The sequence below is a fragment of the Desulfovirgula thermocuniculi DSM 16036 genome, assembly GCF_000429345.1.
Taxonomy (GTDB): domain Bacteria; phylum Bacillota; class Desulfotomaculia; order Desulfotomaculales; family Desulfovirgulaceae; genus Desulfovirgula; species Desulfovirgula thermocuniculi.
The window spans coordinates 1-8,745 of record NZ_AUBR01000084.1 but is presented as its reverse complement, the minus strand read 5'-3'; the positions used below and the strand labels follow the sequence as shown (position 1 = coordinate 8,745).

Here is an 8,745-nt window from a genome sequence, read left to right as displayed (position 1 = left end):
GGCGGTGGCGGTGAAGGACGACCTCACCAGCGATGAGGTGAGCTTTGACTACATCGTGACTGCTTCCACCGGTGGTGGCGGCGGCAGCTCCGGTGGCGGTGGCGGCGGTGGAGTGGTGAGGCCCTACGTCTCCACAACCGACCCGGCAGATAAAGCCACCGGCGTGCCTGTGGACAAAGAAATCAAGGTAGTGTTCAGCGAGAGCGTCTCGGCAGGCGATGACTTTGCCAAGATCGCGTTAAAAGACGCCTCCGGCAATGCGGTGGAAGTGACCGCGCGCATTGACGGGAGCGCCCTCTACATCAAGCCCAAAGCGGCGCTGGCCTACGGCACGACCTACACCGTGGTCATTCCCGCCAAGGCGGTGAAGGACAACGAGGGTTACAACTTGTCCGGCGACTATACCTTCTCCTTCACCACGGCTAAAGAACAGCAGAAGCCGCCGGTGGAGCAGCCCAGGTTCAAGGACATGGCCGGGCACTGGGCTGAGGCCACCGTGGCCAAGCTGGCGGGCATGGGAGTGATCTCGGGCTACGAGGACGGCACTTTTAGGCCCGACAAAACCATCACGCGGGCGGAAATGGCCTCCATCCTGCAGAGGGCGCTGAAACTGGAGCCTGCGGACGAATCGGCCCTGACCTTCGTGGACAAAGGCGAGATCCCGGCTTGGGTGCGCGGCTCCGTGGCGGCCTGCGCCAGGGAGGGCCTGCTGAAGGGCTACCCGGCGAACGGCGGTGTGGCCTTTAAGGCGGCCAACCCCATCACGCGGGTGGAGCTGGCGGCCATCCTCAGCCGCGTGGTGGAGGCCAAGAAGGTGCCGCTGAGCGGTCAGGCCCCGGCCTTTGCTGACGCGTCGGCCATTCCGGCGTGGGCGAAGAACGCGGTTGAAACGGCGGCGAAGGCAGGCATAGTATCCGGCTACGAGGACAGGACGTTCAGGCCGGACAAGCCCGTGACGCGGGCGGAAGCCGCCTCCATGATCCTGCGGCTGCTGGAGAAGATTAGTTAACGGCACAAAACCAGCGAGGACCTAATTAAGCCAATTAAGTCAAAGAGGGGGGCATGAACAGAGCGTGCCCCCCTTTTCTGTAGGCAATACGAGCCAGCCACTGGGTGCGCCCATGCTGGGTGAAAGCCAAGTCAAAGGAGAAGCGGGGCCATACGCCACCAGAACCCTCACGGCTTATCCCCCAGGTACTTGTGCTTGTCGGTAGAAACGTCATTCCTGCCCTCTTTGTCCTCTGCGGAGCCTGCGAGCCGCCAGATGCCGTCATTGAAACTGGAACGGGGGTAAACGGGTGCCTTGCGGAGGATCACGCTGTCCCCCTGGACCTCACACACGAGGTAGTCACCTGCGTCGACCCCTATGGCCTTCCGTATCGAAAGAGGGAGCGTTAACTGCCCCTTGGAGCGAATCCGTATGGGGTTCACGACCTGAGTCACCTCGTTTTAGCTTTCTCACCCAGTCTTGCTTCCTTCACAATTCTAACGCCCGAACAGAAGGCGCGTCACTTAGGCAGAAGTGCTGGATACTTTTTTTGCCGGTTATACTGATAGCCATGGTTTTGGTTATTGAAGCAATACCCACTTTACCTTTACTAGCATCCGGCCGGGCGAGAAACTCGGGGGGAGTAAATGTGCAGCGCCTTTGGAACATTCTGGCCGTGGTAGCGGTCTTTGTCATCTTTTCCAGCGTGGCGTGTTTTCTTTTTGACCCACCTAAGATGGTTTTGTATTTCTCTTTGGCCTTGCCGGGCATATTGTGGGCGATGTGTGATGCTGTGGATTTGGCCGGAAGCACGAAGAGGCGTTTGGTGTGGGTTTTTAGTGGGTTCGGAGCATGCGTATTGGTAGCGGTATGGTTCTGTACGTTTCTCCGAAGGTAGCTATTTCTTGCGGGGAGGGTGCGGTGGCTCTACCCGGGAATCAAAGCAACACCGCAAAGCAATACCCCCTGCTTTTCGTTTTCAGGCCCGGACGTGCTATAATTGCCCGGTAGAAAGGGGGCGTTAGCAGGTGAAAATGACGCAAAGCAAGTCGAGAGGGGCCAAAATCCCGGACGCCATAGCCCGGTACCTGGAACACCTAAAAGACGTCACTCCTTCCGGGCATACATTTGCGGGCTACCGCCGGGACTTGCTCTGCTTCGCCCGCTGGTGGGAGGAGACTACCGGAGAGGAGTTGTCGCCCGAAAGGGTGACTTCTGTAGACCTGCGCGAATACCAGGAGTGGATGCGAGCGACGAAGGGCCTGAAGCCCGCCACGATTAACCGCAGGATGGACGCCCTGCGGGCCTGGCTCAAGTGGGCGGCCAGGGAGGGCCTGGCACCGAGGGTACCCGACTTCCCGAAGCCGATCCCGCAGGTAAGGCAGGCCCCCCAGGCCCTGGAGAGGGCAGAAGTGAACAGGTTGCTCCGGGAGCTGGAAAAAGAAGGCGACACCAGGGACATTGCTCTGGTGCGCCTGCTCCTTTCCTGCGGGCTGAGGCTTTCCGAAGCCGTGGCCCTGAAGGTGGCGGACGTGGAGCTTTCGGAGCGCCGGGGCAAAGTGACCGTGCGCCGCGGCAAGGGCAGTAAGTGGCGCGAAGTGCCCCTGCCTCCGGAGGCCAGGAAGGCCCTGGCCGCCTGGCTTGACAAGCACCCTGGCGGGGAATGGTTGTTTCCGGGCCGGGAAGGGGACCACCTTTCGGCCAGCGCGGCCTGGCGCGTGGTCAAGAAATACGCCTGGCGGGCCAGGATACCGGGCCTGCACCCCCATACCTTAAGGCACACCTGCGCCTACAACATGCTCCGCGCCGGGGCGGACATCGTTACAGTTGCAGAAGTCCTGGGCCACTCCCGCCTGGACACGACCGCGGTGTACACCAGGCCGCGCCTGGCGGACATGGAGAGGGCGCTGGAGAGGGGGGAAGTGTGATGAGGGCGGAGGCATTTTTCTCGGGGCTGAGCGCAGGCTTCGCCTGCTTCGGCGGCGGCCTGTGGCTCGTGCTGGACGAGCACGCGAGGCAGGGACTGCCCCTCCCGGATGACGAGAGGAGGGCGGCGGCGCTCCTGCTGACCCTGGCCGCCTCCTTCCTCCTGGCCGGCTTCCCGGCGGGCGTGGCGGCAGAAGAAGTGGCCAGGAGGGTGGAGGCCCCGGCGCTGGTGCTGGCCCCCACCCTCGGGGGCCTGCTGGCCCCCGCCCTGGCCTGGTTCGCGGGCCTGGAACCCGCCTGGCCCGCATGCTGGGCTTGGGCCTGGGGACTTGCCTTCGCCGGGAGTTGGGCGGGAATGGCTGCGGGGACGATGCTGGCGGGAAGAAAAAGGCGGTGAGGGAAAAGAAAGCCGAAAAGCCTGCCCTTTTTGGCGGGTTTTTCGGCTTTTTTTGAAAGACTCCTATCATAGGTGAAAGGAGGAGGCGACTTATGGAACGTAGGCTTAAAAAACGCAAACAAGTATTGCTAGAAGCTTTGGCCCGGGGAGTAAACTCCACAGGGGGATTAGCGCGGGCGGTCTACGGCGCTTCGGCAAAAAACAAAGCCGCACGAAAGAAAGCGGCGAAGTTGCGCTACTACGCAACTAATTGCGGACATAGCTGTTAACAAGAGCAAACTCTTATGCAGTGAAAGTCACTCGCAATCTCAGGAAACCAGCGAAAAACTATTTTGTGACCGTGGGGGGCACGAAGGGTGAGGGAGGGACACGAGCACCCGGAGGAATCCGGCGAGAGAGGGCAGTTTTCGGGGAAGAGAAAACCAAGGCTTTCCGACACAGACAATTTTACTCTCTCTCCCTCACCACTAAAATTTTCCGCAGTACGGAAAGAAAAATCTAAGGTCACACTATCGAGGAGCAACGAAAGAAAAAGGTGGGAAAGGACGGGTTTCTTGGTGACGGCACCGTAACTCTGCAAGAAGATCTCCCTTTCATCAAGGCATTGCTGAAAACGACCGAGGTATTTACTATCACTATCGCCGCTTACGTAGTAAAAGCCTAAACGCCGCGCGCTTTTACGGCGGCGTAGAGCATTGGGCGACCAAAAACGCTCCATCACGAAGTTTAAAAAGTAGTCGGTTACTTCGCAATTAGTGGCACGTAAGTACACAGTATCGTCACGGCGCTCAAAAAAGAGTACAAGCAGTGTAGAGAAAAGGGGGCCATAAATGTAAGGATATGGCGGAACTACGAAAATTTTTGCTAAAAGAGCTGACGAAAGGAGTTCGTGAAGAACGCTGTCGTTTATAAGGGCGAAATCAACGCGACGGGCAAGAATGTTTTTGACGGCACAGGAAAGCGGTGCGGAAAGACGTGAAAGAGAGGACACAAAAAACTCTTCAATGGCCTTGCTTAGTGGGAACAAGGGTTTTTCTTCAGAATGTTCTGAAATATAGTACGGATCGGGCACGAACTCGAACTCTTCGGTATGCTGGAGAAAGCTGTGGGCAATACCGAACATGCGTGCGGCATCGCGGACGGAGATGTTTAACTCGTCGCGCACGGCAGCAACTGCAAGCATAACAGGTACGGGCAAAGCGTTACCCTCCTTGGTAATCGAGTAATTGGGTTAGCTTTCCGCTTTCTATTATGTTCTACGTAAGGAGAACTTAAACCTGCTTGCATACAGAAATTTTTTGTGTTAAAATAGTTCTAGCTTACTAGAACACTGAACAATGAAAGGCCCTCTCTGAAAGAGAGGACGGCGTGACAGGCCGGAACGACCTCTGCCGGAAGCCTCGACACGCAGCACGTCCAGGGTGGGGCACGTGCGGCGTGCTGGGGCGGAAGGGGGCACGGGGGGAGGGAAGGTCACGGCGCCCGCCTAGCGGGGAGGCGACAGCCCCGCAGCCGGACGGGACCGGCAAAAAAACCCGCGCGGAGCGCACCGCCCGCGAAACAAAAAAGCCCCCTCTAGAGGGGGGCACGGGTGCCCGGCCAGCAAGGTTAGCTGGCTAGGCCTGCGACGGGTATGCGGCCCGGCGCTAACTCTCCATTCCCGAATGAGAGGACAGGCCGACACAAGCGTAACATATTGCACTACAGCCAGGACGGAATAAACCGTCCGCGCCTTCGACTTCGCCCGCTACCGGCACGGACACCGCGGTGCCCCTGGGAGGCTTTTGTGGCCTCGCCCCAGTACCTAGCCGGCCCGGAGCCGCTAGCGGACGGGAGCAGAAGGGTGGGGCAAGACCCCGGCAACTCCGAGGACGAGAACCACTCCCCTGGCGTAATCCCAGGTAACGCCAGGGGTTCAATCCGGCCCGAAAGGCCGCCGCCTCCACGCGGCGGGCCGGGGGCGTGCCTTCACAGGGCACGGCGGAGAGCGGCCGGAAAACATAGAGGAGGTGAAGGAATGAAGGTTTTGGACGGTAAAGGACGCCCGGTAAGCGTGCCAAGAGACCGCACACTCCGTAAAAAGTTACATGATTATGCAGTTTCAGTTGTAAGGAGGTTGGGTATTAAGAAAAACTTGGGCGACTACCCATTACCGACATGGGTAGAGAAACGCTATAGGGATTACTTGAGAGACCTGATCGCCCAGGAGCGAGAAAAACTCCTACGCAGGCAGGAAGGTCAGCTCACAACTTCTGAGTTAACTGAAATGGCCAGCATGTACAGGCTGGCGCTGAATGACAAGCAGCGATTGCAGATCTTACATACCGCTTACTCCCGCGGTGGCGCCCCGGCGGTAGAGGCGCTAGCGTATGCCCTCGGCACAGACGCCATGTACCTTACCCTAGTGACGAGGGTGTACCTTAAAAACATCAAACGCCTCAAGCGCGGGCAACAATTGTTGTTTTTCTTGCCGCCGCCAGCACCAGATCTACCCAGAGAACAACAAAGGGAATTACACGAGTTCGCGTTGCGTATGACAGCGGAGCTGCGGTCGCCCGCCCGGCAGCGCAACGCCCGCAACGCCGCAACCGCCGCCGCACCCGCCATTGCCACCAGCGCCAGCACCAGCGCCCCGGCCCTGGTCGGCATCAACGAAGATGTTGACGTGGCGGCGGAGGTGCGGGAACTGTTCGAGGAGGATCAAAGCCGGTATCTTGTAAATGGCGACGGCAAGCGCGGCGGGAGAAAGCGCGCGGAGATGCTCATTGCAGGACACCTCCGCGCTGGGGAAAAGATAAACACCACCTTCGCATCCTAATCCCAGTATACCACGCCCGGCCCGCAAAAGGCCGGGTTTTTAATTTTTAGAAACCAGCGGAGGAGGTGAACGACCCCGCATCGCTGGCAACGCTGGCGCTGGCCCACCAGGGACACAACTGAAACCGCCCAGCGACGCCCAATCCTAATGGAACCTACCGCAGTTCTCTCGGTCGCAATTCCACTTCAAGGTCGGCATCCAGCGCCGCGGCCACTTTTTTCAGAAAGCCTATGGTCGGGTTGGCCCGCCCGCTCTCGAACCTGGCAATGGCGGCCTGCCTGGTGCCCACTCTGCGGGCCAACTCCTCCTGGGTCAGGCCCTTCTCTATGCGGCGCTGTATCACCGCCCTGAGCAGCCGGTACTCCGGCTCCAGGGCGTCGTATTCTTCTTTGAACTCCGGATTTTTCAGTAACTGCGCCTTCAGTTCGCGCCAGTTCATCCTTTGCTCCTCCCTTTTCGCTGGAAGTAGTCTTTCATCCGCAAAGCCGCGGTCTGAATCTCCTTTCGCGGGATCTTATCGCTCTTCTTCGTGAAGCCGTGGACCAAGACAATGTCGCTGCCATCCAGGAAGAACAGCAGGCGGTGCGCCTGCCCCCCAAACGGCACCCGCAGTTCGTAAAGCCCGCCCGTTCCCTCCAAGCGCTTCACGTGAGGTTGCCCTATCGCAGGACCAAATTCCTGCAAGAGATCCAGCGCGCGAGCCACCTTAGCCTGTGCCTTGACCTGAAGACTGGAAACGTAGTCGGCAACTGGGTGCCTGCCCGAAGGGGTTTCGTAGAAAATTATTTCCCGCATAGTTTAAGTTTATAACATATGTGTTATGTTTTCAAGGGTTCTGCCCCATACCTGGCCCCCGAACGGTTTTTTGTCAAGGCTGCAAAAGACTCACGGTAAGATGTCAAGGACCAGAAAATGGGATTTAGAGAAGCACGGATTAAAGAAGACAATAATTACCCTACTCCCAACCATCTGGTAACAGTTGGCAAAAGGAGTGTGAGAAAGGTCTTGTCTAAGGGTGTTAATTCACCACCGTCCCCTTGTAGATTTGGCCTTTGCTCAGCAGCGCAAAGACCAGTCTTACCAGTTTGCGGGCAGTCAAGACCAGCGCCCGTTTATGCTGGTGCTTGGTAACCTCGTGGTATTTGCGCTGGTAGTAGGCCTTATACTCCTCGTTGTGCACCCGCAACGAGTTAGCAGCCTGGACCAGGTAATAGCGCAAGTAGCGGTTGCCACTTTTAGTCAGGCGGCGTTCTTCGGCCTCAAAATCTCCTGATTGGTAGCGGGTCCAGGTAAGGCCTGCATATTGAGCCAGGGCAGCTTGGTCTTTAAAGCGCTTGATGTCGCTGATTTCGGCGATGATGCCGGCAGCTGAGACGGGGCCAAAGCCCTTTACGCTGGTCAGGGTCTGAGGAATAGCGTTTAGTTCCCGGCAAATAACCTTATCCAGCTGCTTGAGCTGCTTTTTGAGGTGGTCGATATTCTGCAGGGTAAGGGAAAGGGCCACCTCGCAAGCTTCAAGCATTTTGGGGTTAAGCCGGTAAGCACGGTTAGCTGCCTGTTTTAGGGCCTTAGCCACCTCCTCTGGTGAGACCAGTTTGTTGTTACTGTGGGCCTGGATGAATTCTGCCAATTCTTCCAGTGGCATTTCAAGCAGTTCGTCTGGTGTAAACTCCTGCAGAACTGCTAGGGAAGCCTTGCTGAAAGTATGGTTAAAGGGTTTGTCCTTACGGTAGTTAGAGAACTTGAGGAAGAGAAGGTTTAGGGCCCGGTTTTTCTCAGCCGTCACCATCTCTACCAGGTGGAGGCGGAGGCGGGTAAGCTGGCGTAAGGGTTCGGTAACCGTGGCTTCGCGGCTGTAGGGTGTGAGGTGCCCGAAGCGCACTCGTTCCGCAATGATGTAAGCATCGAGAGCATCTGTTTTAGGGCGTTTTGAGCCGAAAGCCTTTTTAAAACCGGCTACCATAACAGGGTTTATTTCATAGACCCTGGTAGAGTATGGCATAAGCTGGGTGGCGTCCAGGAGGAACTCGCGGAGGTGGACGCCGTAGACCGAAGTGGCCTCTAACCCGATATGAAGTTGCTGGATGTTGAACTTACGTGCGAGGGCATCCAGCACTTCAACCAAAGTAGAAGCGCCCTCAAGGTCGTTAGGGAAAGACTTAGCAGGAGCGAGCTGGTGCCCTTGCTCATCGAGGCATACCAAGTCACACTTAAGGGCACTGATGTCAATGCCTGCGAAGATGGCCTGGGCCAAGGGTTATCCCTCCTTGGGTTGGCCCAGATTAGGGGTGTGCCCTGCGGGTGCGGCGCGTAACAACCTCGCGGGGCGATGAGAGCTTGACAGTACACTTGGGGGTGCACCCCTGGTCTGCTGAGCCCAGGGGCCAAGTGAACTGCTGGCTCAGCTCACGCGTAAGAAATATGCGCCGCACCGCATGGGTCTCACTCTTTCCTAAGTAGTCACCGGGTTTAACCGGGCTACAGGAGGTGCTTAGAGTGACCCCGGACCAACCTATGTTGATCTTCGCAGAGGCACACCAGGTTATCAAGAACCCTTTAAGAATTCCTGGCTGGGGTTATTGATAACCTTCGGACTAAATTATACGAGGAGGTGAA

The 8,745-nt window shown here is 57.7% G+C and carries 10 protein-coding genes; 4 read left to right on the top strand and 6 right to left on the bottom strand.

Annotated features, from left to right (window positions below; all coding sequences use genetic code 11):
- The coding region (locus G454_RS0114050) for an S-layer homology domain-containing protein (protein ID WP_027719107.1) at nt 1-1,009 on the top strand (1,009 nt) is incomplete at its 5' end.
- A gap of 167 nt (nt 1,010-1,176) precedes the next feature.
- Here G454_RS0114050 and G454_RS22930 read toward each other — a convergent pair.
- Nucleotides 1,177-1,431, bottom strand: coding sequence for an AbrB/MazE/SpoVT family DNA-binding domain-containing protein (locus tag G454_RS22930; RefSeq protein WP_035107979.1), 255 nt, complete (start codon nt 1,429-1,431; stop codon nt 1,177-1,179).
- A gap of 46 nt (nt 1,432-1,477) precedes the next feature.
- Nucleotides 1,478-1,801, bottom strand: a complete 324-nt coding sequence (locus G454_RS21585) for a hypothetical protein (protein ID WP_156896825.1) — start codon at nt 1,799-1,801, stop codon at nt 1,478-1,480.
- A 221-nt stretch (nt 1,802-2,022) separates the two neighbouring features.
- On the opposite strand from G454_RS21585, the gene G454_RS0114035 reads away from it, so the two are divergent.
- Together G454_RS0114035 and G454_RS0114030 are read left to right on the top strand one after the other, a co-directional pair.
- Nucleotides 2,023-2,916 (top strand): tyrosine-type recombinase/integrase, encoded by an 894-nt coding sequence (locus G454_RS0114035; protein ID WP_084413524.1) that lies wholly within the window; start codon nt 2,023-2,025, stop codon nt 2,914-2,916.
- Complete coding sequence (locus tag G454_RS0114030; protein ID WP_027719104.1) at nt 2,916-3,311, top strand: hypothetical protein; 396 nt, start codon at nt 2,916-2,918, stop codon at nt 3,309-3,311. The genes G454_RS0114035 and G454_RS0114030 overlap by 1 nt, the downstream gene beginning before the upstream one ends.
- A 265-nt stretch (nt 3,312-3,576) precedes the next feature.
- Here the strand turns inward: G454_RS0114030 and G454_RS0114025 are convergent, their stop codons facing one another.
- The gene (locus G454_RS0114025) at nt 3,577-4,509 is read right to left on the bottom strand and encodes a hypothetical protein (protein WP_027719103.1); all 933 of its coding nucleotides are present in this window, start codon (nt 4,507-4,509) and stop codon (nt 3,577-3,579) included.
- A gap of 819 nt (nt 4,510-5,328) precedes the next feature.
- On the opposite strand from G454_RS0114025, the gene G454_RS0114020 reads away from it, so the two are divergent.
- Nucleotides 5,329-6,129, top strand: a complete 801-nt coding sequence (locus G454_RS0114020) for a hypothetical protein (RefSeq protein ID WP_156896824.1) — start codon at nt 5,329-5,331, stop codon at nt 6,127-6,129.
- A 154-nt stretch (nt 6,130-6,283) separates the two neighbouring features.
- Here G454_RS0114020 and G454_RS0114015 read toward each other — a convergent pair whose 3' ends face one another.
- The 3 genes from G454_RS0114015 to G454_RS0114005 form a co-directional block, all read right to left on the bottom strand.
- On the bottom strand, nt 6,284-6,568 hold the full coding sequence (locus tag G454_RS0114015) for a helix-turn-helix domain-containing protein (protein ID WP_027719101.1): 285 nt from the start codon (nt 6,566-6,568) through the stop codon (nt 6,284-6,286).
- Nucleotides 6,565-6,924, bottom strand: coding sequence for a type II toxin-antitoxin system RelE/ParE family toxin (locus G454_RS0114010; RefSeq protein WP_027719100.1), 360 nt, complete (start codon nt 6,922-6,924; stop codon nt 6,565-6,567). Before G454_RS0114010 ends, G454_RS0114015 begins: the two co-directional genes overlap by 4 nt.
- A gap of 223 nt (nt 6,925-7,147) precedes the next feature.
- Complete coding sequence (locus G454_RS0114005; protein WP_027716921.1) at nt 7,148-8,383, bottom strand: IS110 family RNA-guided transposase; 1,236 nt, start codon at nt 8,381-8,383, stop codon at nt 7,148-7,150.
- Nucleotides 8,384-8,745 lie beyond the last annotated feature (362 nt).